Source organism: Peptoniphilus vaginalis, assembly GCF_900176605.1.
Lineage (GTDB): Bacteria > Bacillota > Clostridia > Tissierellales > Peptoniphilaceae > Peptoniphilus_A > Peptoniphilus_A vaginalis.
On sequence record NZ_FXLP01000005.1, the window covers coordinates 527,105 to 551,882 of the forward strand.

Below are 24,778 nucleotides of genomic sequence, written 5' to 3' on the forward strand. Positions count from 1 at the left end.
AATCACCTATAAATTTCAAGTTCCTTCATGGCTAACTTTTCTCTTTCTCTCATTTCTCTTTTGTCTTCTTCTTCCATGTGGTCGTATCCTAAAAGGTGGAGAATACTGTGTACTGTTAAATAAGAAAGTTCTCTCTCATGAGAATGACCAAGCTCCTCTGCTTGCTCCATTACTCTTCTTGTATTTATTATAACATCTCCAAGAATCCTCTTGTCTATAATAAATTCATCATCCATAGGAAAAGATAAAACATCTGTAGATTTATCTACTCCCCTGTAATCCCTGTTTAAATTTTTAATTTCTTCATCTCCAACAAAGGAAACAGATACTTCAACTTCATCATCAAGACCTTCAACTTTTAAAACAGAAGCAATAGATTTTTCAACTAAAGATTTTATTTCATCAGTTATTTCTATATCATCTTGTCTGTCATCGTAATAAACTTCCATTACTTTCTCCAGTTCTTTGACTTCTTAGCCTCAATTACCTTTTTAGCCTTTTCATTTGTCTTTTCATATTTTTCATAAGCATCTATTATCCTTTGAACAAGGGCGTGACGAACAATATCATTTTTATTGAGATAAGTTATCCCAATTCCCTTTACTCCATCAAGAATTTTCAACACAGTCTTTAGACCAGATTGCTTACCTTTTGGTAGGTCTATTTGTGTAACATCGCCAGTGACAATAGCCTTAGATCCATATCCAAGTCTTGTCAAAAACATTTTCATTTGCTCATTAGTTGTATTTTGTGCCTCATCCAGGATAACAAAGGCTGAATCAAGAGTTCTACCCCTCATATAAGCAAGTGGTGCAACCTCAATAAGTCCCTTTTCAAATAAATTGTTATAGGTGTCGTGTCCAAGTATCTCGAACAATGCATCATAAAGGGGTCTTAAATAAGGATCTACTTTATTTTGTAAATCTCCAGGAAGAAAACCCAAGTTTTCTCCAGCTTCTACAGCAGGCCTTGTCAAAATAATTCTGTTAACTTCCTTTGCCTTAAAGGCACGAACTGCTGCTGCCATAGCAAGGTATGTTTTTCCAGTACCAGCTGGTCCGATTCCAAAAACAATGTCATTATTATTTATATTATCAATATATCTCTTTTGACCAAGAGTCTTAGCTCTTATGGGCTTGCCCATAGATGTATAAACCAAGGTATCCTTTAAGAGCTCTGCTACTGGTCTCTTTTCATTATTTTTAATAAGTGAAATCGCATATCTTACATCTGATAAGCTTAAAGAATTTTGTTGCCTAGCAGTTTCAACTAAGTTTGTCAAAAGAACTGCCCCATCTCCAACTACATCTTCTTCCCCACTTATAAAAATCTTGTCTGCTTTGGATTTAATACTAAGCCCAAGTTCTTTTTCTATAAGAGCAATATTTTCATCTAGCTTGCCAAATAAAATTGACATTAAGTTTATATCATTAATTTCAATGGATTTTTCCATTTTAGTCAAAAAATATACCCCCTTAAACGTGACTTTAATAATACCATAAAAAGGCTTACTTTTCCATAGATTATGGAAAGCAAGCCTTGATTTATCTTAGACTTAAAGGTTTATCAAAAATCTCTTTATAAATTTGAATTTTAGGTAAGTCTTCTTCGTTAAAGTTTAAGAAAGCATCAATAAAGTTTTCGCCCTCTTCATCTTCATAAATAACCCTGTCTGATTCACATTCTTTTATGAATTCACTTTCAAAAATCTTCTCGGGTATCTTTTCTAGATTAATGGATCCTTCCAAAACCTCTTTGTTATTCTCATCTTTGGATTTTCCTGAGTCTTTATCCAGTGAAGGTTTCTTTTCCAAAGAATTTTTCTTAAGTTCTTTTTGAGCGTGGATAGGATCTTTATCGATTAGTTTTCTATCACTTTTTTCTTTTACTTTATTTTTAGATTTATCCTTTTCTTCTTTAAAGATTTCTTTAAAACTTTTACCTAAAGTTTCCTTTTTATCTTTTTCTTTCTCTTTTTCCCTTTCTTCTTTGATTATTTTTTTTATTTCATCAATTAAACTTTCTGAATCTGATTTCACATCGCCATGAATATTTTTAGAGTTTGGATTATTTCTCTCAGCTTCATAAAAATCCTCCGTCATTTTCTTTTTACCTCTGCTAAGAATAGTTAAAAGGACTTTGAAAATAACAATGAATATTATGGCTGGCATGAGAGAAATAATAGCAATTACAAGACTAAAAATAGATCCCATTATTTATTTTCCTTTTTGTGATTTTTTTCAGGGATTTTTGAAATTGACTTTCTCATATCAGTATCAGAGTTTATATTTTGCATCTTATAATAATCAAAGACTCCAAGATTTCCACTTTTTAGAGCTTCTGCCATAGCAATTGGAACTTGAGACTCTGCTTCTACAACCTTTGCCCTCATAGCTTCTACTTCAGCCTTCATTTCTTGTTCACGAGCAAGGGCCATAGCACGTCTTTCTGATGCCTTAGCTTCAGATATCCTCTTATCAGCTTCAGCTTGATCAGTTTGTAGTCTTGCGCCAATATTTCTTGCAACGTCCACATCTGCTATATCAATTGATAAAATTTCGTAAGCTGTACCTGAGTCAAGTCCCTTATCTAGAACAACTCTTGAAATTGAATCTGGATTTTCTAGAACTGACTTATAACTCTTTGATGAACCCACTGTTGTTACAATACCTTCTCCAACTCTTGCAATAATAGTCTGCTCTCCAGCACCACCAACAAGTCTTTCTATGTTGGCCCTAACAGTTACCTTTGCCTTAACTATGACTTCAATACCGTCTTGGGCAACAGCAGAAATATTTGGTGTTTCAATTACCTTAGGGTTTACTGAAACTTGAACTGCTTCAAGCACATCTCTACCTGCTAGATCAATGGCAGCTGCCCTTTCAAATTGTAGGGGTATATTTGCTCTTTGTGCTGCTATTAGTGCATCTACAAGTGTATTAACATTACCACCTGCAAGGTAGTGAGCTTCAAGACTAGATATTTCAAGATTAAGTCCAGCCTTAGTTGCCTTTATAGCTGGTCTAACAATTCTTGAAGGTTTTACTCTTCTAAGTTTCATTCCAATAAGCTCTGATATTTTTATTTTAACACCAGAGAAAAATGCAGTTACCCATAGTCCAACGGGCACGAAGGACAAGAACATGGAAACTACTATGATGATTACTGCAATTATAAAAATACTTCCAATTGGATAATATGACATAAATCCTCCTATTTATTTTCGACGTAAACTATTGCGCCGCTAATTTTAACAACAACTACTGATTCATCTTTTCCGATAAATCCAGTATTTGAAACTACTTCTATCTTTCTATCTCCTAATATAGCATAACCTGTTGGCCTAAGGGGAGTTTTTGTTATTAATATATCTCCTGGAGAAACTTCTGCAGCCTTAACACTAACATAACCCTTGTCGGTGGAACTTTCTTTAAAAAGTCTAAGCCTATTAATTGCTTCAGATTTAATTCCTCTTTTTACTAACCCGTATCCAAGAATTAATGCAATAACTAGGGCAAGTGCTAGTGAAAACAAGGCAAAATAAATATCACTCATTGACAAGACTAAACCAGCAGAAACTGCAATAATTCCACTGACCCCAGCAACGCCAAAGCCTGGTATCATCATTTCAAATCCTAATAAGAGCAAGCCTATAACAAATAAGGAGATTTCAAAAATATTTGTATTTCCCATTCTTATAGATCCCCAGAAAAAGGTAAAAAAGCAGGTTATTGAAAGGATTCCAGATATACCAAATCCTGGAGTTAAAACTTCAAAAACGGCTGTAACAATTGCCACAATAAGTAAAATAGAAAAAATATAATCATTAGAAAAGATACTTTCTAAAGATCCTGTCCCCTCAGCTTTTGCATAAACAAAATTTATTAAAAACATCAAAAGTGGGAGACTGTAAAATAAATTTTTATGTTTCTTCAATTTAACCTCCTTTGCACTTATTACCATTTTACCCCAAAGATTTTATGAATAATCTAAATCTTATTTAAGATTAGGTATTGACATTATTAAAATTTTTTAAGATTCCATAGCTTCTTTAAAGCAATTGTAGTGTCGTGATTCTAACTTTTCATTAAAGACTGTTCGTTCTATAATATTTTTTATTAAAAGATCTAGCTCTTTGTTTTCTCTATAGTCTGCAGGAGCAAAATATTTAATTCGGTTGTCCTTGATCATCTTATAAACCTTGTCTTTAGTTTGCGCTGGATTGTAAACTCCAACAGAAAATCCCCCATAAGTGTTCACTAATTTCATACATGGGATGTCAGTATCACTATCTCCAATATAAACAATATTTCTGAAGGGAACCCTTATCTCATCAGGTGGAAAATAATCATTAATACCTGGGTCGTTAATATCTAAAGTTCCCTTCTGAATTCTAAAAAGAAACTGAGTTTTGTTAGTGTAATTAACAACTTGTGCTGGCCATCTTGCTATGCCCTTGTCATCAAAATAAAAGGAACTTGCATAAATTTTTTCAAACTCACCCTTTTTAGCAATTTCTGTGCCTTCAATCATTTCTTTGATTCCAGAGGAAATTATATAATGTTCTACAAGAACTCCCCTCTCTAATCCATACTCTCTTATACGTCTAAACCAATCATCAACACCTAAAAACAATTTTACTTCAGCTCCATAAGCCTCTAAAGTTTTTCTATCTAACTTATGATGATCCTTAAACTCGTTTACCATCATATACATATAAGACAAGTTCTCATCCATATCATTATCTTCTGCTATTCCATTTGATTTATTCCAAAATTCATTGGCTTCATAACCCAAAGATTGAATGTAGCCTTGTGCCTGCATCTCATTTGGTGTCAGTGTCTTATCAAAATCATAACAAATAGCAATCACAGGAAGCCTTTCCTTATGTTTTCTTAAATAATTCCTCTCACTCATATAAGTCTCCTTATTAATGAAATATAAAAAATTAATACTTTAAGTTTTTCTATCTAAAACTTGCAAGATAAAAAATTGTAAAAAAAAAACCCAGGGAAATTCCCCGAGTTTTAATTTAATAATTCTTTGGCAATAGCATTAACTTGCTTGCCATCTGCCTTGCCCTTAATTAAAGGCATGACATTTTTCATTAATTTTCCAATATCCTTCATTGATGTTATTTCATTTTCGTCAATTACTTTTTGTATGATTTCTTTTAATTCTTCATCTGATAATTGCTCAGGTAAGTAATCAAGTAATATTTCCATTTCTTGATTTGTATGTTCAACCAAGTCTTCTCTATTACCTTTTTTAAACTCTTCAATTGACGACTTTTTTTCTTTTAGCTGCTTGCCAATGATATTTTCAATATCACTGTCGTCAAGCTCAACTCGTTCATCTACTTCTTTTTGTTTAATAGCTGCACGAACCATGGTGATAACATCTTTGCGAAGTTTATCTTTATTTTTCATAGCATCCTTTAAATCAGCCATGAGTCTCTCTTTTAGAGACATAAGAACACCCTCTTTAATATCTGTGTTTTTTTCTGCGTGCCTCTTCGGATTTTTTCTTCCTTCTAACACTTGGTTTTTCGTAATGTTCTCTTTTTCTTACTTCTTTGAGAACTCCACTAGTGGCACATTGTCTTTTGAATCTTTTTAGCGCATTGTCTAAAGATTCATTTTCACCAACCCTGATTTCGGACATTTTTTAACCTCCTCTCGTAGAAAAGAGTATGACCTTCCGGCCAATTTAGGTTTATTATACTCTATAAGTCCCAAAACTTCAATAATATTTTTCTTATTTAAATTTTAATTTTTATTTTTACTAATCAAATTTAAAAGTAAAATCTTCTAGAAAAATTAAAAATTTTATTTGTCTTCGTCTCTCTTAAATTATTTTTCGCATCCACAAAATAAATATAAACCAGTTCATCACTTTGACTTTTTTAATTTCTTATTAAAAATTAAAAAGACATAAAAAAAGCCAGGACATTTATCCCAGCTTTAGTAAAAATTTTTATCAACCTGGTGGCCAATTTAAACTTCTTCCTCCAAGTACATGGAAGTGAAGGTGATCTACAGTTTGACCTCCGTCTTCTTTGCAATTGTTTACGATCCTATAACCCTTAGTAAGACCTTCTTCAGCACAAAGTTTCTTTGCAACTAAGAAGATGTGACCTATTAGGTCTTTGTGGTTTTCATCAAGATCATCTGCTGATGTTATGTGTTCCTTTGGAACAATTAAAAAATGAGTAGGTGCTTGTGGGTCTATGTCTCTAAAGGCATACACAAGTTCATCTTCATAAAGTTTTGTTGAAGGAATTTCTCCCTTTATTATTTTACAAAATAAACAGTCCATCCTTACCTCCTTTTGGCTTCAACTTCTTTGCAGAGTTCATTCCATTGACATTCTCTACAAATTTCTTCTCGCCTATTCTTTGAAAATATTATATCACAGGCAAGCTTTTTTATGTCCTCCCAGGAATAAATTTCATCTTGAGTTAGGTTTAAAAAATCTAAAACTCTTTTGTCGTATGACTTAACTAAGTCGTCATTCTTGCACTTATATCCAAGGTTTTCTGGACAAGGACCACAAATATCATCAAGGTCAGCTAGTAGCTTAACCTCTGGGTTCTCTTCTAGTTCCTTAATAAGCCTTGTCATATTTTTTGAAAAATCATCACTGTAACCCTGACCAACAAAATTTTTTGTGCACAAGAGATGGTGAGCTCTTATATTTAACATTTAATCACCAAGAACTTCACAATTTGCAATTTCGCCCGTATCTAAAATTTTCACTTTCTTAATTTTATTTGTAAGCTCTTCCTTAGATTTTGTCTTAACCCTAATGTAGTTAGTAGTGTACCCATAATAAACTCCATCATGTTCTTCTTCAAATAAAACAGACTGTGGTGTCTTCATATTTTCTCTTTCAAAAATTTCTTGATATTCTTCTCCAAGATCAATTAATTTTTCAGACCTTTCCTTCTTAACATTTCCATCAATTTGATTTTTCATGACAGCGGCCTTTGTGTTTTTCCTCTTAGAATATTTGAAGACGTGAATCCTTGAAAAGCCAACTTCTCTTACAATATTCATTGAATCTTTAAAGTCCTCATCACTTTCTCCAGGGAAACCAACAATTATATCTGTTGTAAGTCCTGCATGAGGCATATACTTCCTGATAATATTTGCCTTTTCAATATACTCTTCACGAGTGTATCGCCTATTCATAGCTTTAAGAATATTGTTTGATCCACTTTGAAGAGATAGATGGAAGTGGTCGCATAACTTTCCAGTCTTAAGTCCCCTTTCCATAAAGTCATCACTTATAATAAGTGGTTCAACAGATGAAAGTCTTATCCTTTCAATTCCATCCACCTCAGCTATGGCTTCTATTAAATCTATTAATCTCATATCCCCAAGGTCCTTGCCAAAAGAACCAATATGAATTCCTGTTAGAACAATTTCTTTAAAACCCCTATCAGCGAGGGCCCTCGCCTCTCTAACTGAGTCTTCAATTGTTCTTGACCTAATTGGTCCTCTTGCAAAGGGAATGATGCAATAGGTACAAAATCTGTTGCAACCATCCTGGACCTTCATATAGGCACGAGTTCTGTTGTTGCTATCAAAATTTGTTGTATTGGCAAATTCACGGACATTTTTTAAGTCCTTAACAATATTTATCTTTTCATTGTTTTTCTTGGACTCTTCTATTAAGTCTACAATCCTATTTCTTTCTGTTGTGCCAACAACAACATCAACTCCCTCGATGCTTTTCACTTCCTCAGGAGAAACTTGTGAATAACATCCCACAACTGCAACAACTGAGTCTGGATTAATCTTCTTGGATTTTCTAATAAACTGCCTTGATTTTCTGTCTGATAAGTTTGTAACTGTACAAGTATTAACTATATAAACATCACTAAAGTCATCATTTTCAACTTGTCTATATCCCCTACTTTCAAAGAGTTCGCTCATGGCTTCTGATTCGTATTGATTAACCTTGCAGCCAAGAGTTAAAATTGAAAAAGTTTTTTCCATTACTCACACTCCTTTGCGTGTATTATATAAAAAGAAGCTGTAATAGCTGCAGTCTCTGCTCGAAGGATTCTCCTTCCAAGTCCGACCTTTTTTGCTTCACTTAATATTTCAAGTTCTCTTTCTGAAATACCACCTTCTGGTCCGATAACAAGTCCTACATTATTGCTTAAAGACTTTGTTACATCGCCCAATTGCGTCTTGCTTTCATCTTCATAACATAAAACTAAATCGCCAGAAAAATTTAAAATATCTTCTGTCTTTATTATGTCATGGACTATAGGTATTACATCTCGCTTTGATTGTTTTGCAGCTGACTCCACAATTTTTTGAAATCTTTCAATTTTCTTTTCTTTTTTCTTGGAAATATCTGAGATAGACCTATCCATTATAAGAGGATAAAAGTCACTAACTCCAATTTCTGTGGCATGCCTTAAAACATCTTCAGACTTATTATTTTTTAAAACTCCAAAAAATAAGGAAAGTCTAACCTTAGATTCATTAGATTCTTTGACTTCCCCAAGATTTTTTACTTTTTCGCCTTCATAAGCAAAGGAAAAAATCCCATCTTCAAAAACAACTTGAAAGACTTCTCCATCATTTATCCTTATTACATTTTTTAAGTGATGAAGAGTTTCCTCCTTTAAATTCGTATTGCCTTGAAACTCTCTATCTTCAAAAAATCTATACATTTAATCTTCCTACAATAGCAACCCAATTGTTTTTTTCCAACTCGTCAATAATTTCGAATCCATTTTCTTCTAGGGCATCAATTACCATTTGTCTTCTCTCTTTTATAATTCCTGAAGTTATAAAAATTCCACCCTTATCCATGTGGTTCTTTAGATTTTTAATTTCATCTACAATTATTTCTGCAATAATATTTGAAACTATTAGGTCTGCTCTACCCTTTACCACGTCAAGAAGGTTTCCCTTTTTGATATCCATCTTGTCTTCGATATTATTTAGACTTGCATTTTCATGAGAAGCATCAATGCACTTGTCATCAATATCAACTGCAAGGGCTCTCTTTGCTCCAAGCTTTAAAGCCGCTATGGCAAGGATACCTGACCCGCAACCTATATCAAAGGTTTCGTCATCTCTTTTTACATATCTCTCTAAAAGTTCAAGGCACATATATGTTGACTCATGAGTTCCTGTTCCAAAAGCCATACCTGGATTTATTTTTATAACTATTCTATTTTCATTTTCATTTTCATAAGCTTCCCACTCAGGAACAATGGCAATCTTCTCACCAATTTCTAGTGGTTTGTAATATTTTTTCCAATTGTTAGCCCAGTCTTCGTCATCCTTTTCTTCAATAAGACATTGACCAAGATTTTTTTCACTCAAGTCATCTTTTAAACTCTTTGCATCTTCCATATTTTCAGGATAAACTCTAAGTGCAAAAACACCTTCCTTTGAGTTTAAAAGAGGATAATCTATAAAGTCCCAATCCTTTTCGTTTTGTTCTAACTCTTCAACTATGTCGCTAGAAATTTCTTCTGTTGTATAAATTCCATAATCAAATAGAATTCCTTCAATGATATCTTTTTTATCCTTTGAAGTATTTATTGTCATTTCAATGTATTTCATCTAATCACCTTGTTTCATTATATTATAGATAATTTCTTTATACAAATTAAAAAATGCGAATCAGTGATTCGCATTAATCAAATAAGTTCTTTAATTTATCTAAAAATGATTTTTTATTCTCTGCAACTTCTGGCTCAGTTTCTCTTAATTCTTCAAGAAGTTTCTTTTGTTCGTCGCTAACCTTTTTAGGAATAATAATATCAACTTTGAAGAAGAGGTCTCCTCTTTGTTTTTCTCTATTGACATAAGGGACTCCTTCTCCCTTTAACCTAAAAATTGTTCCACCTGTAGTTCCCTTAGGGATATCATAGTCTACGATTTTCTTAAGAGTTGGGACTTTAATCTTTGCTCCAAGAACTGCATCTGAGTAAGAAATCGGAATATTTAAGTAGATGTCGTTGCCTTCTCTTTTAAAGACTGCATCTGATCTAACCCTAATATAGACGAAGATGTCTCCATTCTCGCCACCATTCTCTCCAACAGAACCTTGGTTCCTAAGTGAAATTATATTTCCTGTGTCAACTCCCTTAGGAATGTTTACTTTTAACTTCTTAGTTCTTAGCTTGCTTCCTCTTCCACCACATTCTTTACATGGTTTTTCTATAACTTCTCCTGTTCCCTTACAGTCTTCACAAGCTGAAGTCCTTACGAACCTTCCGAATGGTGTGTTTTGTTCTGAAGTAACTTGACCTGTACCATGACAAGTTTCACAAGTATGTTTTTCACTACCCGGTTCCATCTTGCTGCCATGACAGTGGGAGCACTCTTCCCTAACCTTAACAGAAATTTCTTTTTCCACTCCAAATATTGCTTCAAAGAAATCAAGAGTTACGTCTACTCTTGCATCAGGTCCTTTCTTAGGCATATCTTTTCTGTTTGCATATTCATATCTATTTGATCTTGAGCCGCCAAAAATATCAAAGATGTCATCAAAGATATCAGAGAAACCTCCAAAGCCACTTCCTCCTGATCCACCCATGTTGCCCTTAAGTCCTTCTTCACCATAGGCATCATAAATTTGTCTCTTTTCATCATCAGCTAAGACTTCATAGGCATAGGATATTTCTTTGAACTTTGCCTCAGCAACTTCATCTCCTGGATTTAAGTCGGGGTGATACTTTTTAGCAAGCTTCTTATAAGATTTCTTTAACTCTTCTTTACTTACATTTTTTTCAACTTCAAGAATTTCATAAAAATTTCTCATCTTCCACCTCAATAGTTCTATATTCTAATATAAAAACTAGAAAAAATAAAGTTTATTTAAACTTTTATAATTTAATTTTAAAAAGTAAATTTATAAGAATTCCAAAAAAATTTTCTACATAAAAAAAGTTGCAGCCGAAACTGCAACATTTTTATTTAATTATTATTCTTCGTCTTCATCTACAACTTCATAGTCAGCGTCAACTACATCGTCATCAGCTTGTGCTTGTGAGCCACCAGCTTGACCTTGACCAGCTTGTTGTTTATAAATTTCTTCTGAAATTGCGTAGAAAGCTTGAGTTAATTCTTCAGTCTTAGACTTAATAGCCTCAAGATCTTCACCATCTTTTACATCCTTAAGTCCCTTGATTGCTTCTTCAATCTTAGTCTTATCTGCATCAGAAATCTTTCCTTCTACATCCTTAAGTGTGTTTTCAGATTGATAAATCATTGAGTCAGCGTTATTTCTAGCTTCAATTAAGTCTTTCTTCTTAGCATCTTCTTGAGCATACATTTCTGCTTCCTTAACTTTCTTTTCGATTTCTTCTTCGTTTAAGTTAGTTGAAGATGTAATTGTGATGTGTTGTTCTTTACCAGTACCCATGTCCTTAGCGCTTACATTTACAATACCATTTGCATCAATATCAAAAGTTACTTCGATTTGTGGCACTCCTCTTCTTGCTGGTGCAATACCATCAAGTGTAAATCTACCAAGAGTTACGTTGTCTTTTGCCATTTGTCTTTCACCTTGAAGTACGTGAATTTCTACAGAAGTTTGATTGTCTGCTGCAGTTGTAAATATTTGTGACTTCTTTGTTGGGATAGTTGTATTTCTTTCAATAAGTCTTGTTGTAATGTTACCCATTGTTTCAATTCCTAGAGAAAGTGGTGTTACGTCAAGAAGAAGTAGATCCTTAACATCTCCAGAAAGAACTCCACCTTGGATAGCTGCACCAAGAGCTACACATTCGTCTGGGTTAATATCCTTTTGAGGATTCTTTCCAGTTAACTTTCTAATACATTCTTGAACTGCTGGAATTCTTGTAGAACCACCAACTAGAAGAACTTTATCTATTTCATTTGCAGAAAGTCCTGCGTCTTTTAAAGCATCCTTAACAGGTTCTTCAGTCATTTTAACAAGGTCTGCTGTAAGTTCGTCGAACTTAGCACGAGTAATATCCATATTTAAGTGAAGTGGACCAGCTTGAGAAGCTGTGATAAATGGAAGGTTAACATTTGTTGACATTGTAGAAGAAAGTTCCTTCTTTGCCTTTTCAGCTGCTTCCTTTAATCTTTGTAGGCTCATTTTGTCAGCCTTAAGGTCAATTCCATTTTCTTTTTTGAATTCTTCAGCAATATAATCAATTAGTCTATTGTCGAAGTCATCTCCACCAAGTTTATTGTTACCACGAGTTGCGTGTACTTCAAAGACACCATCAGAAAGTTCTAGGATAGATACATCAAATGTACCACCTCCAAGGTCATAAACCATAACAGTTTGTGCATCCTTGTCCTTGTCTTCTCCATAAGCAAGTGCTGCTGCAGTTGGTTCGTTTACAATTCTCTTTACATCAAGTCCTGCAATTCTTCCTGCATCCTTAGTTGCTTGTCTTTGAGCATCTGTAAAGTAAGCTGGAACAGTAATAACAGCTTCTGTAATTTTTTCGCCAAGATAAGATTCAGCATCAGCTTTTAATTTTTGTAAAATCATAGCTGAAATATCTTGTGGAGTGTAAGTTTTTCCATCAATCTTTACTGTAAAATCAGAACCCATATGTCTCTTAATAGATGAGATTGTTCTATCAGGGTTTGTGATTGCTTGTCTCTTAGCAGTTTCACCTACTAATCTTTCTCCGTCTTTTGTGAAAGCTACTACTGATGGAGTAGTTCTGTTACCTTCAATGTTAGGAATTATTACAGATTCTCCACCTTCCATTACTGCTACTGCAGAGTTAGTTGTACCTAAATCAATTCCAATTATTTTTCCCATAAATATTTCCTCCTAAATCCTTATTGTGAAACTTTGACCATTGCAGGTCTTAGTGTTTTATCGTCAATTAAATAACCCTTTTGCAATACTTCTATAACATAACCACTGTCATATTCATCAGAATCTTCAGTGAGTACTGCGTGATGATACATTGGATCAAATTCTTTTCCCAATGCATCCATTTCAACTATGCCGTCCTTTGCAAGTACGTCAGTAAGTTGTTTTTTTATCATTAATATTCCCTCATAGGTTGAATCCTTATCTACAATTGAGTCCAAGGCTCTTTCAAAGTTATCTATGACAGGAAGTAAGTCATTTGCAATTTTCTTTACTCCAAGCTCAACATACTCAGACTTTTGTCCCTCAGTCCTTCTCTTGTAGTTGGAGAAGTCTGCTTGAAGTCTCATAAACTTATCCATTAAACCTTGATACTTTTCATCATCAGAAGCGTCTACTTCAGCTTCATCATTCACATCAAGATTTTCTTCTTTCATATCTATATCATCATTTTGTAAATTATCTTTTTTTATATCTTCATTCGTCATGTACTCCCTCACATTTCTTTCAATCCACTTTTCACTGCGTCGCTAAAAGTTTTAACGACCTTGACCAATCTAATGTAATCAATTCTAACTGGTCCAATGATTCCAATACTTCCATAGACTCCATGTTCCTTAGCGAAGGGAGCTCTTATAATAGTATTTTCCTTCATGAGACTTGCGCTATTTTCTGATCCAATAATAACTTCAACATCACTGGTGAACTTATCATTTTTTAGGATTTGGAATAAGCTGTCCCGATCTTCTACTAAGCTCATAAAATCTCTAGCCTTGTCTAGGTCCTTATATTCATCAAAGTTTAAAATATTTGTAAGACCGTCATAATAAATGTCAATGGAAGACACCTTTTTATTAAATTGACTAGCAATTTTTACAACATCAGAAATAAACTTGCCATGTCTTATCATGTCCTCTGAAAGTGAAATCTTAAGTGATTCAATTTCATTAAAATCAATTCCTGATATTTTTTCATTTAAGACCTTCTCTATTAGATGAAAATCTTCGTCAGAAATATTTTCTATCTCTAAAAAATACTTCTCAATAACTCCCTTGTCCCCTATGAGAACTAAAAGAGCTGTGAAATCATCAAGTTTAACTAGAGTAAGTCTTTTGATTTTTGTATCAGCCTTCTGTGGTGTTATGAGAAAAGCCGTACAAGAACTTAAATTGGCTAGGAGATTGACTGCATTTTTATAAAAGTCTTCGTGATTTCTCGAAGTTAATAAGAGTCGCTCCATGATTTTTCCAGAGGCATCTGTGTCGTGAAAACTATTAAAGTTTTTAAAGAGTTCATCAACATAGAAGCGGTAAGCCTGCTCAGATGGAATTCTTCCTGCTGACTGATGTGGCTTATTCAAAAAACCAAGATCTTCAAGATCTGCCATTTCATTTCTTATAGTCGCTGAACTAACTCCAAGGTCGTAATCTTTGGAAAGGGTTCGCGAACCAACTGGAGTTGGCATATCTATATACGCCTCAATTATGGCATTTAAAATATTAATTTTTCTAGTATCCATAACTCCTCCTTTGTTAGCACTCCTTATCCCCGAGTGCTAATCTGTTTATATAATACTTCACACCTAATGCTTTGTCAAGGATATTTATAAATAATCTTGACTTTTTTTGACTTTCTTTAATTTATTTATTTTATCTAAGAAGTTTTTAGAACTTTAAATTTTAAAATGTCTTCGGTTAATAAATTTTCATAAGGTTATTACACTTAATTTGTTTTGTTTTTTACTTTAGTTTCCCTCAACAAAGTTGCAAAAAATTTTTTTCAAAAATTTGTGTGCTCATAAGATAATATAACTTTAAAATTTTTTATAAAGTCATCCCTTCCTAAAATTGTTTTTCTTTAACTAATTTTTAACTAATAAAATAAAAAAAATTTTTAAACCCTGCAGGCTCCTTTGACCCTCTTGATACAAATTTATATGATATAATTTTTATTTTTTATAGTCTCTATGTCTATAGAGACCCTCCACAACATAAACTTATAAAAATTTTTGCACAATTTGTGAAAAAAAATTTACTTCACTTCTCTATTTAAAATTTTATAAGTTGATTTAACGTATAAGTTTTATTTTATTTTGTAACAACATTCCTTCAACTTATAAGAGAAATAGTTATCCAATCTTTTGCCTATTTATGATAAAATTAGAAATTGGAGATGATCACATGAAAAAAAATGAAACCCTATCTTTTGTTCTTACAATTGTAGCTGCAGTTCTAATTGCACTTTTTGTGAGAAATTTTATTTTTAATATAGCTGTAGTTAATGGAGAGTCCATGCACCCCACTTTAAACGAAAGAGATAAGTTGATTTGTCTTTCTTATAAAAGATACACTGACCTTCCTCGTGGAGAAATTGTGGTAATAGATGCGCCAAATGACAATAGAAATTATATTAAGAGATTAATTGGAAAGCCTGGCGACACAATAGAATTTAAAGATGGAAAAGTTATATTAAATGGAAAAGTTTTGGAAGAAGCTTATACTTCATCAGACTATACAGAGTCTGATGTTGAATGCTTTAAATTAAAAGATGATGAGTATTTTGTAATGGGAGACAACAGACTTCCAGGAATGAGTATTGACTCCAGATACTTTGGACCAATTGAAAAGAAAAGAATAAAATCAGCAGCAGTATATAGGATTTTACCTCTAAGTACTAGAGGAAAAATTTAAAATATTTAATCCCCTTGAATTCGGAGGTAAAAATTTGAGAAATCAGAAAAATATAAGAAATTTTTCAATAATAGCACACATTGATCACGGAAAATCTACTCTTGCCGACAGATTAATCGAATCAACAGGCATGCTTACGAAGAGAGAAATGGAACAACAAGTCCTTGACTCCATGGACCTTGAACGTGAGAGAGGAATTACAATTAAATTAAAGGCAGTAAGGTTAATCTATAAAGACGACAGAGATGGTCAAGAGTACATCTTAAATCTTATTGACACTCCAGGTCACGTAGACTTTAATTATGAAGTTTCTCGTTCTCTTGCAGCTTGTGAAGGTGCCATTGTTGTTGTTGATGCTGCCCAAGGTGTTGAAGCTCAAACCCTTGCCAATGTTTATCTAGCAATTGACCAAGATCTTGAACTTGTACCAGTAATAAACAAAATCGACCTACCGAGTGCTAGACCAGAAGAGATTAAAGAAGAAATCGAAGATATTATTGGAATTGATACTGAAGGAATTCCTCTTATCTCTGCAAAGGAAGGCATTGGTATTGATGATGTTCTTCACGCAATTATTGATAAAGTTCCTGCCCCACGTGGAGACCATAATGCTCCCCTTAAGGCTTTAATCTTTGACTCCTTCTACGATTCTTACAAGGGAGTAATTTGTGATGTGAGAGTTGTTGATGGATCAGTTAAACCTGGCGACGAAATAATTATGATGGCAACAGGTAAGTCCTTTGAAGTTGTTGAAGTTGGAGTTACTTCAAATGGTCACATACCTCTTGATTCTTTAAGTGCTGGTGAAGTTGGATACATAACTGCTTCTATTAAAAATGTTAAAGACGCAAGAGTTGGTGACACCATTACCCTTAAGAATAATAGGGCTGATGAACCAATGCCTGGTTACAAAAAAGTTGTGCCTATGGTCTTCTGTGGGGTTTACCCTGGCGAAGGTGAAGAATACAACAACGTTCGTGAAGCCTTAGAAAAGCTACAGGTAAATGATGCTGCCCTTGACTTTGAAGCTGAAACTTCTGTTGCTCTTGGCTTTGGTTTTAGATGTGGCTTCTTAGGTCTTCTTCACATGGAAATAATTCAAGAAAGACTTGAGAGAGAGTTTAACTTAAATATTGTCACTACTGCTCCATCAGTTATATACAATGTAATGAAAAAAAATGGTGAGATGATTTCAATTCAAAATCCATCTAACCTTCCTGATCAAACTGAAATTGACTACATGGAAGAACCAATTGTTAAGGCAGAAATTATGACCCCAACAGATTACGTTGGTCAAGTTATGGAACTTTGTCAAAACAGACGTGGCGTCTTTAAGAATATGGAATATTTAGAAGAAACTAGAGCCCTTATCACCTACCACATGCCACTTAATGAAGTTATCTATGATTTCTTTGATGCCTTAAAGTCAAAAACTCGTGGCTATGCATCTTATGACTACGAATTAATTGGTTATGAAAAATCTGACCTTGTTAAGTTAGATATCCTTATTAATGAAGAGCTTGTTGATGCCTTCTCCTTAATTGTTCACGAATCTTCTGCCTACAATCGTGCTAGAAATGTTTGTGAAAAATTAAAGGATGTAATCCCTAGACACCAATTTGCAGTGCCAATCCAAGCTGCAATTGGAAATAAAATAATTGCAAGAGAAACTATTCGTGCCCTTAGAAAGGACGTACTTGCAAAATGTTATGGTGGAGATATTACGAGAAAGAGAAAGCTTCTTGAAAAGCAAAAAGAAGGAAAGAAGAGAATGCGTACTGTGGGTAGCGTAGAAATTCCACAAGATGCCTTCTTATCTGTTTTAAAATATGATGAAGACAAATAAGATTTCAATTTATATTCATATACCCTTTTGTGAGAGTAGATGTCACTATTGTGACTTCTGCTCTTCTCTTTTACCTGGGTCTAATGTAGAAAAATATTTTAAATATTTGAGAAAAGAAATTAAACTTCACGAGGACTTTTTAAAAGATAGGGTCATTGACACAGTCTTTATTGGAGGAGGAACTCCCTCTTCAGTTAACTCTAGCTTTATAAAAGAAATTATGAAAGACTTATCTGATTTTGAGTTTTCTAATGACAGAGAGATAAGTATAGAGTCCAACCCAAACTCTCTAACTAGAGAAAAGGCAGAAGCATATTTTTCTTCTGGCATAAATAGAATTTCCCTCGGTGCCCAATCTTTTAACGAAGAAATCTTAAAAAGAATTGGACGAATTCATAAAAAAGATGATATTTATAGGGCCCTCGAGAATGCCAGATCAGCAGGTTTTAAAAATATAAATTTAGATTTAATGCTTGCCCTACCTGGTCAAAAATTTTCTGATATTGAAGAGTCTATAAAGGAAGTGAAAGAATTAAATCTTCCACATATTTCTTATTACTCACTTATATTAGAAGAAGGGACTAAACTTTTTAAAAATCATGAGAAGTCTCCTTTATCCTTTCCTACTGAAGATGAAGACAGAATTATGTATCACTATGTAGTAGATGAGCTTAAAAATATTGGTCTCAAGCAATATGAAATTTCCAATTTTGCCAAGGAAGGCTATGAGTGTCGACACAACATAACCTATTGGAAGTTAAGAAATTATATTTCCTTTGGCCTTTCTGCGTCATCAAATATTGATAACTTGAGATACACAAATTATTATAACTTTAAAGATTATTATGAGGCTCTTGATAAAAATGAAAAACCTATAGGCTTCTTAGAAAACTTAAGTAAAACTAACAGGATGAATGAGTTTATAATGATGGGTCTGAGACTTAACTCTGGTGTGGACATAGATGAGTTCGATAAAAAATTTAATGAAGACTTTTTAAAAATTTATGATAAAGAAATAGAAACAAATTTAAAATCAAATTTAATTTTATTAGAAGATAATAATCTAAGACTTACTGAAAAGGGTCGTGACCTTTCCAACCAAGTTGAATTAGATTTCTTTAAATAAGCACGCACAAAAAAGAGGTAGACCCTTGATCTACCTCTTTTTCTCATTCTCTTTTTTATTTTATTAGAATTTATTTACCACTTTTAAATAAAAAAGAGAAACTTTCCCGGGAAAATTTCTCTTAGCCAGCGATCTTGCTGTTAAGTTCCTTAGCTAGTCGACTTAGCTTTCTGGAAGCTTGATTTTTGTGGATTATATTTTTATTTGCAGCCTTCTTTAACTTTTTATCTGCAACAATAAGAAGTTCTTTAGCATCGTCAATTCTATCTTCATTAAGAGCTGCTCTAAAATTTTTAACTGCATTTTTCATTTCAGTTCTAATTGGTTTGTTTTGTTCAGAATTTCTTCTAGCAACATCAATTCTCTTGATAGCTGATTTAATATTTGCCATTATTTCACCTCCAATATTTAACGCTTTTGCTATTTTACCACGAATTACAAATCATTGCAAGTGATTTTCAAGAAGTCTTGCAAATTCTAATTCTTATTACAATATTTAACAATTAAAGTTTCCATAATTAATTTTTCATCAATGGAGGAAGTTTTAAAAAGCTCGTCAGTTTTTATTAATTCCTCATAAAAATTAATTAAAAATTCCTTAGAAAAGTTTCTCTCAAAGTCTCTTATTTTTTTTAACTCGAAATTTTTTACTTCCATCTTATTCATTATGTCATTTTGACTTATGTTTTTTGTAGATAAAATCTTATATGATAATAAGTTTTTAACCTGTCTAATTACCATGGTAAAAATCTTAAGAGAAGGCTCTCCAAGCTTGTAGAGATTGTGAAGTTCCTTTAAAGATTCTTCTCTACTTCTCCCCATCATGGCATCTAAAAACTTAAAAATATTTGTATCAATATTTTCTGTGATTGTGCTAGATATATCTTTTCTTGAAATTTTTTTATTTTTAGCGTGAGAAGCAATCTTATCCATTTCTGTCTTGAGGTCCAGAAGGCTTACATCTTCATTTTTTGAATTATAACCACTCTCTCCTATAAATAGAGAAACTTCACTTTGACTAATTTCCTTTCCCTTCCTAATGAAGTAGCCTTTAACAAAGTTGTTTAGGTCCACAGGGTTTAACTTTGCAAAGTCCATGTCCCTATCTTTCTTCTTAAAAGCCTTGTAAAATTTTGTCGTCTTTTTGATGTTTGCAGTATCCCAAAAAATTAAAATTACAAAGTCAGATAAGTTGTCCAAAAAATCATAAAAGGAATCCTTTAAGTCATTTTCGCTTAAAAAGTCTACTAGGTCACGAACAAGGACAATTTTTTTGTCATTCATCACTGGATAGGTCTCGCAAGCTGAGATAATATCCTCCGGTTTGGCTTCGCTTCCCTTTAACTTAGTATAGTTAAAGACCTCAGTACCCTTTACATATTTATTTATTAAATAGCCCACTGCATTTTCCATTAAATATTTTTCTTGTCCAAAAAATAAGTAGGCTCCTGAGTGGTCGCTATCTCTGTAGATTTTCTTGTAGTTCATAATTTTTCCTCGCCACAATATATAATAAGCTAGTGTTTAAAATAATCAAAATTAAATCAAGCTTATAATCTTGCTCCTTATTGTTCACTTCTATCCTTAGTTGATTTCCTAAAATTCTAAAATCAACTTCCCCATCTCTTGAAGTAACATAGTATATGATACCATGTTTTTCTAAATTCTCCAGACTCTCTTTATGGGGATGACCATAAGAATTTTCATAGCCTGCAGAAATCACTGCAAGTTTTGGTTTTGTCTTTTCTAAAAATTCATCACAAGTTGAAGTCCTAGATCCATGGTGAGCAACTTTTAACAAGTCTATCTTTGAATTAATTTCTCTCTCAATCTCTGCTGATATATCTCCTGTGAAAAGAGTCTTAAAACCCTTGTGGTCTAAGAGTAAGACCATGGACTTGTCGTTTTCTTCTTCCTTCTTTTCATTATCTAGCAAGACTTCCATGCTTGTGTCCTTAAAAAGTTTTACCTTATCTCCCCTAGAAAGTTTTATAATTTTTGAATATTTTTCTCCTTCTTCTAAGATACTTGGGTCTTCTGGAAGATGATTTATAAAAATATTTTTTACCTTGTAGTTTTCTAATATTTTATTTAAGTTGCCAAAGTGATCCTCATCAAAGTGAGAAATAAAAATCCCATCTATTGTAGAAACACCTCTTAGCTTTAGACTTGGAAATAAATATTTTTCTGCAATCTTATTTTCAAACCTAGCCCCGCCAGTATCAATGAGATAATTCCTTCCCTTATAAGAAATCAAAGCACAGTCCCCCTGGTCTATATAAAGTTGACTTATCTCAAAGGTAATAAGGTCTCTGTATATGCCATAGCCCATTAGGATAAATGCAAGAGCCCCATAGATTTCTATTATTCTTAAGTTAAGTTTAATGATTTCATCTAATTTACTCCTGTTTAGAATTACAAGAAGTAAGAGGTAGTAGATGAAAATATACTCGAACTTAAAGGCCTTTATTGTTAAAAATATTGACCCCTTGGAAAGCAGGAGACTTTCTAGTCCATAAGTAGCATTCATTAGTAAATTTAAAAATCTTCCAAGTAAGCCTGGAAATATTCCCAAGCCCATAAGAAAACCTAAGGAGATGATAAGAGAATAAATCGGAACTATTATTAAGTTTGCAAGAAAAACTAAAATGGAAAAACCTGAAAAATAATAATTTATTAATGGGAAAACTGAAATTATTACTGACAAGGTCCCAACAAACGACTTGCTAATTAGGCTCCTACTCGAAACTCTTTCAATGAGGTTTGGATAGACAAAAATCAAACCAAAAATTGCCCCGTATGACAACAATAGAGAGATGGAATAAATTGCCATGGGATTTATTAAAAGAATTATTGATAGACTTAAGAAGAAAATATCCTTATTATCAATGTCCTCTTCCAAATAAGTGTTGCCCTTGTAAAGGATGTAAAACAAGTAGGCACGTAGAGCTGAAATTCGAAAGCCAATTGCCATTATGTAAAAGAATAAAATAATCACAAGGGCCAAGTCCGTAAATTTTTTATTCTTGATCAACTTTTTAATTATAAATTCTAAAAAGAGAGCTAGAACTCCAATGTGAAGTCCAGACACAGCTAAGATATGACTCATACCAAGAGAGTCAAACCTATCTCTATCCAAAGAATCAACTAAGGACTTGTCAGCTAAGATTAAAGACCCAAGCAAACCAGCGTTTCTTTCATCTAAATATTTATTAAAAAAATATTTTGCCCTATCGAGAAAAAGATTTGAAAATTTGTAGAGCCCCCTTGGGTCAGAAATTTTTTCATATCTACTAATCTTTCCAAGGAGATAAATTCCCTGAGACTTATTATTCTTCTCGTAGTCAAAGGTCCCCTTGTTCATTGCAGGAAGAGGCGGATAAAATTTCCCCTGAATTTTATACCTTCCTCCTCTTTCCAACTTTTCATAAACTAAGACCTTAGTCTTAAATTTTTTTCTGTTGATAGTCTCTGTCTTAATAATAGATTTATTTTCATTAGATAAGATAACCTTACCCATGACTTGTCCATCAAAGGTCTTTAAGCTGTAATCCCTGAAGTTAAAATTTATAAAAACAAAGAGGATTACAAGAGGTAAGTATAAAAATTTATTTCTATCTTTCAAGGATAAAATATATGCACTGGTAATAAGTAAAATTATTCCCACAAGAAGATAGGATTTTATGTAAATTGAAAGTATAATTCCAAAGATTACTCCTGCGAATAAGTACATAGGCACCCCTCTTCATTATATATCTTTTTAAGGTCATGGACCATGAAATATGTTAATATATTAGAGGAGGTAATTATGAATTTAGTTTACAAAAACCCTTACAAGACAAAATACAAATTAGAAATAATTGATAAAATAAATCGCAACGGAATTACTTATGGGAAGCTTGCAAATCCTCCCTACTTCTTAGGTAGTGAAAGAGTTTCAGCTGACCAAATTATAATAAATGGAGAAGAGCCTAAGTTTTTATCGGGCAACAAGTCCTATTTTAAAATTGATGAAGATGCAAAAAATGTAGAAATTGAAATTGGATGGAAGAATAGACTCCTTCTTATGCAAGAAAATCTTGGCAACGCCCTTGTAAGACATTTCTTAACAGCCAACACAAACATAGAAATTATTGGCTACAAGGTTGAGAATTCTTCGTCCTATATTGATGTGTCTGCAAAAGATTTTAAGTTTATGACTGCAAAAAATATTGAGTCTCTTGCCAACTACGCAGTCTTCTCCAACCTCGCCATCGAAAGTTTTGACGACCACATTTCTATCGAAAGACTTGCAGACATCCCTTATGAAGGTCCAGCCCTATCTAGAACTGGTGAAATTGGAATGATTTTTATTTCTTCTGTTGAGAAGCTAAATTCACTAATTAGGCTTACAATCACATCAGGAGAAAATGCCTACAAGTTAGCCCGCAACTCTTTAAATATCTTAGACAATATGAAGATGTATCTAAATAGCGATAGCATTAACTCAGTCTTTTCTGATGTTAAAAAGTTAAGAGCTAATATGAGTTCATCAAAAAATCCTCATAAGCTTGTTGAAGATGATGAGGTTAAAAGATTTAATAAAGATTTTGAAAAAGATAAGTCTGTTAATTCTAATAAATCAACAGAAACTATGGACGATAAGAATATTGATATGGATAAAAAACTTTTAGATGACAGTGAATGTACTGTAAATAAAAAATCAGATAAAATTTTAGAAATTAAAAAAGAAGCCGCAAAAGAATTAGATATTAAAACCAAAGAAGAGAAAGAAAAGTATGATGCAGACTTCTTCCACAAAAAGTATAAGCTTGAATCCTTCAAGGACTTAAATAAATTTACAAGTCCTAACAAAGCCAAGGGGTCAATTGAAACTAATAAAAAAGAAATTAGTAATGAAGAAGAAAGAAATGCTAAGGTTGAAAATGAAGAAAAATACGATGCAAAATTCTTCCACGAAAAATACAAACTTGAATCCTTCAAAGACTTAAATAAATTTACAAGTCCTAATAAAGGTGACAACACAGAAAAAGTTACATTGAAGAAGGATAAGTTAGAAAATAATAATTCAAACGAAAAAGATGCCTCTTCTATAAAACTTAGCAACAAAGAAGATGATGAAAGAACTTCCCTCTTCTATCAAGCAGTAGAAAGCTTTAAAAACTTTTCCACTGAATTTTCTGGTCTAAATTATATATACAAGGTCCTTCAAGATATAAACTTAAAAGAACTTCGTGAAATTTCAAATTACATTTTAAAAGAAGATAACTTTATACAAATTTATGGCCTTAAAAATGGATCAAAATCAAAAATTATAATCCTAAGATCACAAAATCTAAACTTTGATCTTAAAAAGATTTTTGAAAAATTAAAAGACCACTTCAGCTTCACTGGAACAGGCAACATGTACACCCTAGACATTCAATGTAAAGAGGATGACTTAACAAGAATTATGGAATCCTTCCTAATCGAAATAAGAAGAAAAGCAAAATAAATTTTATATTATATTGTATGCCAACTAAAATTAGTTGGCATTTTTTGTAATTAGAATACCCCCGGTTGGACCGAGGGCATTCTAATTACAAAAAACTGAATCAGAAAGTGAACTGACCCCATAAAGTTGGTTTTTAATTCCAACTTTATGGGGTCACCACAAATTTCTGTTTCAGTCTTTCTATTTAATAATATTTTTCATTGATATAGTGATCTATTATGGAAGTCTTAATTCTATCATCAAAAATATTTTCTTCTTGAAGGACCTTCAAAAGCCAGTCGGCCTTTGAATGAAAGATTGCCTCTTTCTTGTCCTCTAGGACTATTTCATAAAGCTCATTTCTCAATGCCTTTGATTGGCACTTTATATAATAAGCTTTCATATTTCTAAAGTCTTGAATCTTTAAAATATTTAAGACAGATTTGTCCTTAAGCTCGTAGTATTTATTTGTTAAATTCAGATAATAGTTGTAGTACTTTGAATGTTTTTTTGTATTTCTTACGTCCTTTGAAAGAGATCTATAATACTTTGCCATCACATTGTAGTATTGGTAGTTGTACATTCCCTTTTCATAGGAGTCAACCTTTATATAAGGTCTAGCATTCCTCATTGCAAAATAATCAAAATTTTTTTGCAAAAACTCCCTCTTGGTTAGATCGCCATTTGTGTATTGGCTTATGAGAAAGGACCTGTGTTCAAAAAAATCTTCAAATACTCCTCTTTTTTTATTTAAAACCACGAATCACCAATTAATCACACTAAGAAATACTGGGATT

The 24,778-nt window shown here is 32.8% G+C and carries 25 protein-coding genes; 4 read left to right on the forward strand and 21 right to left on the reverse strand.

Going from position 1 to position 24,778, the window contains the following annotated elements; genetic code table 11:
* Nucleotides 1-2: 2 nt before the first annotated feature.
* The 17 genes from ybeY to hrcA all read right to left on the reverse strand — a co-directional run bounded on the left by ybeY (nucleotide 3) and on the right by hrcA (nucleotide 14,365).
* Entirely contained in the window at nucleotides 3-449 is a 447-nt protein-coding gene (gene ybeY / locus CAN42_RS07350; protein WP_062571554.1) for an rRNA maturation RNase YbeY, read from the reverse strand.
* Entirely contained in the window at nucleotides 449-1,462 is a 1,014-nt protein-coding gene (locus CAN42_RS07355; protein ID WP_135100557.1) for a PhoH family protein, read from the reverse strand. The genes ybeY and CAN42_RS07355 overlap by 1 nt, the downstream gene beginning before the upstream one ends.
* An 82-nt stretch (nucleotides 1,463-1,544) precedes the next feature.
* Nucleotides 1,545-2,213 (reverse strand): hypothetical protein, encoded by a 669-nt coding sequence (locus CAN42_RS07360; RefSeq protein ID WP_085876151.1) that lies wholly within the window; start codon nucleotides 2,211-2,213, stop codon nucleotides 1,545-1,547.
* The gene (gene floA, locus CAN42_RS07365; protein WP_062571556.1) at nucleotides 2,213-3,205 is read right to left on the reverse strand and encodes a flotillin-like protein FloA; all 993 of its coding nucleotides are present in this window, start codon (nucleotides 3,203-3,205) and stop codon (nucleotides 2,213-2,215) included. Before floA ends, CAN42_RS07360 begins: the two co-directional genes overlap by 1 nt.
* 8 nt (nucleotides 3,206-3,213) lie before the next feature.
* Nucleotides 3,214-3,936: an NfeD family protein gene (locus CAN42_RS07370; protein WP_085876152.1), complete on the reverse strand. Its 723-nt coding sequence runs from the start codon at nucleotides 3,934-3,936 to the stop codon at nucleotides 3,214-3,216.
* A 96-nt stretch (nucleotides 3,937-4,032) separates the two neighbouring features.
* Nucleotides 4,033-4,917, reverse strand: a complete 885-nt coding sequence (locus CAN42_RS07375; protein WP_062571558.1) for an HAD family hydrolase — start codon at nucleotides 4,915-4,917, stop codon at nucleotides 4,033-4,035.
* A 110-nt stretch (nucleotides 4,918-5,027) separates the two neighbouring features.
* Nucleotides 5,028-5,471 (reverse strand): GatB/YqeY domain-containing protein, encoded by a 444-nt coding sequence (locus tag CAN42_RS07380; RefSeq protein WP_062571504.1) that lies wholly within the window; start codon nucleotides 5,469-5,471, stop codon nucleotides 5,028-5,030.
* Between the two features lie 13 nt (nucleotides 5,472-5,484).
* Nucleotides 5,485-5,664, reverse strand: coding sequence for a 30S ribosomal protein S21 (gene rpsU, locus CAN42_RS07385; RefSeq protein WP_005957648.1), 180 nt, complete (start codon nucleotides 5,662-5,664; stop codon nucleotides 5,485-5,487).
* A 315-nt stretch (nucleotides 5,665-5,979) separates the two neighbouring features.
* Nucleotides 5,980-6,318, reverse strand: coding sequence for a histidine triad nucleotide-binding protein (locus tag CAN42_RS07390; RefSeq protein ID WP_062571503.1), 339 nt, complete (start codon nucleotides 6,316-6,318; stop codon nucleotides 5,980-5,982).
* A 2-nt stretch (nucleotides 6,319-6,320) separates the two neighbouring features.
* A complete protein-coding gene (locus CAN42_RS07395) occupies nucleotides 6,321-6,704 on the reverse strand; it encodes a DUF1284 domain-containing protein (RefSeq protein WP_085876153.1) in 384 nt (127 codons plus the stop codon).
* Complete coding sequence (gene mtaB / locus CAN42_RS07400) at nucleotides 6,705-8,003, reverse strand: tRNA (N(6)-L-threonylcarbamoyladenosine(37)-C(2))-methylthiotransferase MtaB (protein ID WP_085876154.1); 1,299 nt, start codon at nucleotides 8,001-8,003, stop codon at nucleotides 6,705-6,707.
* Nucleotides 8,003-8,692, reverse strand: a complete 690-nt coding sequence (locus CAN42_RS07405; RefSeq protein ID WP_085876155.1) for an RsmE family RNA methyltransferase — start codon at nucleotides 8,690-8,692, stop codon at nucleotides 8,003-8,005. The genes mtaB and CAN42_RS07405 overlap by 1 nt, the downstream gene beginning before the upstream one ends.
* Nucleotides 8,685-9,596 carry a 50S ribosomal protein L11 methyltransferase gene (prmA, locus tag CAN42_RS07410; RefSeq protein ID WP_085876156.1) on the reverse strand — a complete coding sequence of 304 codons (912 nt, stop codon included), beginning with the start codon at nucleotides 9,594-9,596 and terminating at the stop codon, nucleotides 8,685-8,687. Before prmA ends, CAN42_RS07405 begins: the two co-directional genes overlap by 8 nt.
* A gap of 73 nt (nucleotides 9,597-9,669) precedes the next feature.
* Nucleotides 9,670-10,800 carry a molecular chaperone DnaJ gene (gene dnaJ, locus CAN42_RS07415; RefSeq protein ID WP_085876157.1) on the reverse strand — a complete coding sequence of 377 codons (1,131 nt, stop codon included), beginning with the start codon at nucleotides 10,798-10,800 and terminating at the stop codon, nucleotides 9,670-9,672.
* Nucleotides 10,801-10,962: 162 nt separating this feature from the next.
* Entirely contained in the window at nucleotides 10,963-12,789 is a 1,827-nt protein-coding gene (dnaK, locus tag CAN42_RS07420; RefSeq protein ID WP_085876158.1) for a molecular chaperone DnaK, read from the reverse strand.
* A gap of 20 nt (nucleotides 12,790-12,809) precedes the next feature.
* The gene (gene grpE, locus CAN42_RS07425) at nucleotides 12,810-13,334 is read right to left on the reverse strand and encodes a nucleotide exchange factor GrpE (RefSeq protein ID WP_085876159.1); all 525 of its coding nucleotides are present in this window, start codon (nucleotides 13,332-13,334) and stop codon (nucleotides 12,810-12,812) included.
* Nucleotides 13,335-13,342: 8 nt separating this feature from the next.
* Nucleotides 13,343-14,365: a heat-inducible transcriptional repressor HrcA gene (gene hrcA / locus CAN42_RS07430; RefSeq protein WP_085876160.1), complete on the reverse strand. Its 1,023-nt coding sequence runs from the start codon at nucleotides 14,363-14,365 to the stop codon at nucleotides 13,343-13,345.
* A gap of 661 nt (nucleotides 14,366-15,026) precedes the next feature.
* On the opposite strand from hrcA, the gene lepB reads away from it, so the two are divergent.
* The 3 genes from lepB to hemW are packed head-to-tail and all read left to right on the forward strand — an operon-like array spanning nucleotide 15,027 to nucleotide 18,508.
* Nucleotides 15,027-15,536, forward strand: a complete 510-nt coding sequence (lepB, locus tag CAN42_RS07435; protein ID WP_085876383.1) for a signal peptidase I — start codon at nucleotides 15,027-15,029, stop codon at nucleotides 15,534-15,536.
* Between the two features lie 34 nt (nucleotides 15,537-15,570).
* Nucleotides 15,571-17,382, forward strand: a complete 1,812-nt coding sequence (gene lepA, locus CAN42_RS07440; protein WP_085876161.1) for a translation elongation factor 4 — start codon at nucleotides 15,571-15,573, stop codon at nucleotides 17,380-17,382.
* Complete coding sequence (gene hemW, locus CAN42_RS07445; RefSeq protein WP_209019221.1) at nucleotides 17,369-18,508, forward strand: radical SAM family heme chaperone HemW; 1,140 nt, start codon at nucleotides 17,369-17,371, stop codon at nucleotides 18,506-18,508. Before lepA ends, hemW begins: the two co-directional genes overlap by 14 nt.
* A gap of 121 nt (nucleotides 18,509-18,629) precedes the next feature.
* On the opposite strand, the gene rpsT is transcribed toward hemW, so the two are convergent.
* The 3 genes from rpsT to CAN42_RS07460 all read right to left on the reverse strand — a co-directional run bounded on the left by rpsT (nucleotide 18,630) and on the right by CAN42_RS07460 (nucleotide 22,241).
* Nucleotides 18,630-18,899, reverse strand: a complete 270-nt coding sequence (rpsT, locus tag CAN42_RS07450) for a 30S ribosomal protein S20 (protein WP_005957552.1) — start codon at nucleotides 18,897-18,899, stop codon at nucleotides 18,630-18,632.
* Between the two features lie 86 nt (nucleotides 18,900-18,985).
* Nucleotides 18,986-19,996, reverse strand: a complete 1,011-nt coding sequence (gene holA / locus CAN42_RS07455) for a DNA polymerase III subunit delta (RefSeq protein WP_085876163.1) — start codon at nucleotides 19,994-19,996, stop codon at nucleotides 18,986-18,988.
* Nucleotides 19,968-22,241 carry a DNA internalization-related competence protein ComEC/Rec2 gene (locus CAN42_RS07460; RefSeq protein WP_085876164.1) on the reverse strand — a complete coding sequence of 758 codons (2,274 nt, stop codon included), beginning with the start codon at nucleotides 22,239-22,241 and terminating at the stop codon, nucleotides 19,968-19,970. The genes holA and CAN42_RS07460 overlap by 29 nt, the downstream gene beginning before the upstream one ends.
* A 75-nt stretch (nucleotides 22,242-22,316) precedes the next feature.
* On the opposite strand from CAN42_RS07460, the gene CAN42_RS07465 reads away from it, so the two are divergent.
* Complete coding sequence (locus CAN42_RS07465) at nucleotides 22,317-24,002, forward strand: alanyl-tRNS synthetase (RefSeq protein WP_085876165.1); 1,686 nt, start codon at nucleotides 22,317-22,319, stop codon at nucleotides 24,000-24,002.
* Between the two features lie 184 nt (nucleotides 24,003-24,186).
* Here CAN42_RS07465 and CAN42_RS07470 read toward each other — a convergent pair whose 3' ends face one another.
* The gene (locus tag CAN42_RS07470) at nucleotides 24,187-24,741 is read right to left on the reverse strand and encodes a DUF6648 family protein (RefSeq protein WP_085876166.1); all 555 of its coding nucleotides are present in this window, start codon (nucleotides 24,739-24,741) and stop codon (nucleotides 24,187-24,189) included.
* Nucleotides 24,742-24,778 lie beyond the last annotated feature (37 nt).

Coding starts and splice junctions, on each gene's coding strand:
- CAN42_RS07390 (WP_062571503.1), bottom strand. CDS start 6,318: ATGGACTGTTTATTTTGTAAAATAATAAAGGGAGAAATTCCTTCAACA.
- lepB (WP_085876383.1), top strand. CDS start 15,027: ATGAAAAAAAATGAAACCCTATCTTTTGTTCTTACAATTGTAGCTGCA.
- rpsT (WP_005957552.1), bottom strand. CDS start 18,899: ATGGCAAATATTAAATCAGCTATCAAGAGAATTGATGTTGCTAGAAGA.
- grpE (WP_085876159.1), bottom strand. CDS start 13,334: ATGACGAATGAAGATATAAAAAAAGATAATTTACAAAATGATGATATA.
- floA (WP_062571556.1), bottom strand. CDS start 3,205: ATGTCATATTATCCAATTGGAAGTATTTTTATAATTGCAGTAATCATC.
- CAN42_RS07375 (WP_062571558.1), bottom strand. CDS start 4,917: ATGAGTGAGAGGAATTATTTAAGAAAACATAAGGAAAGGCTTCCTGTG.
- holA (WP_085876163.1), bottom strand. CDS start 19,996: ATGAACTACAAGAAAATCTACAGAGATAGCGACCACTCAGGAGCCTAC.
- prmA (WP_085876156.1), bottom strand. CDS start 9,596: ATGAAATACATTGAAATGACAATAAATACTTCAAAGGATAAAAAAGAT.
- CAN42_RS07405 (WP_085876155.1), bottom strand. CDS start 8,692: ATGTATAGATTTTTTGAAGATAGAGAGTTTCAAGGCAATACGAATTTA.
- CAN42_RS07465 (WP_085876165.1), top strand. CDS start 22,317: ATGAATTTAGTTTACAAAAACCCTTACAAGACAAAATACAAATTAGAA.
- dnaK (WP_085876158.1), bottom strand. CDS start 12,789: ATGGGAAAAATAATTGGAATTGATTTAGGTACAACTAACTCTGCAGTA.
- dnaJ (WP_085876157.1), bottom strand. CDS start 10,800: ATGAGAAATTTTTATGAAATTCTTGAAGTTGAAAAAAATGTAAGTAAA.
- mtaB (WP_085876154.1), bottom strand. CDS start 8,003: ATGGAAAAAACTTTTTCAATTTTAACTCTTGGCTGCAAGGTTAATCAA.
- rpsU (WP_005957648.1), bottom strand. CDS start 5,664: ATGTCCGAAATCAGGGTTGGTGAAAATGAATCTTTAGACAATGCGCTA.
- CAN42_RS07460 (WP_085876164.1), bottom strand. CDS start 22,241: ATGTACTTATTCGCAGGAGTAATCTTTGGAATTATACTTTCAATTTAC.
- CAN42_RS07380 (WP_062571504.1), bottom strand. CDS start 5,471: ATGTCTCTAAAAGAGAGACTCATGGCTGATTTAAAGGATGCTATGAAA.
- ybeY (WP_062571554.1), bottom strand. CDS start 449: ATGGAAGTTTATTACGATGACAGACAAGATGATATAGAAATAACTGAT.
- hemW (WP_209019221.1), top strand. CDS start 17,369: ATGAAGACAAATAAGATTTCAATTTATATTCATATACCCTTTTGTGAG.
- CAN42_RS07360 (WP_085876151.1), bottom strand. CDS start 2,213: ATGGGATCTATTTTTAGTCTTGTAATTGCTATTATTTCTCTCATGCCA.
- CAN42_RS07395 (WP_085876153.1), bottom strand. CDS start 6,704: ATGTTAAATATAAGAGCTCACCATCTCTTGTGCACAAAAAATTTTGTT.
- hrcA (WP_085876160.1), bottom strand. CDS start 14,365: ATGGATACTAGAAAAATTAATATTTTAAATGCCATAATTGAGGCGTAT.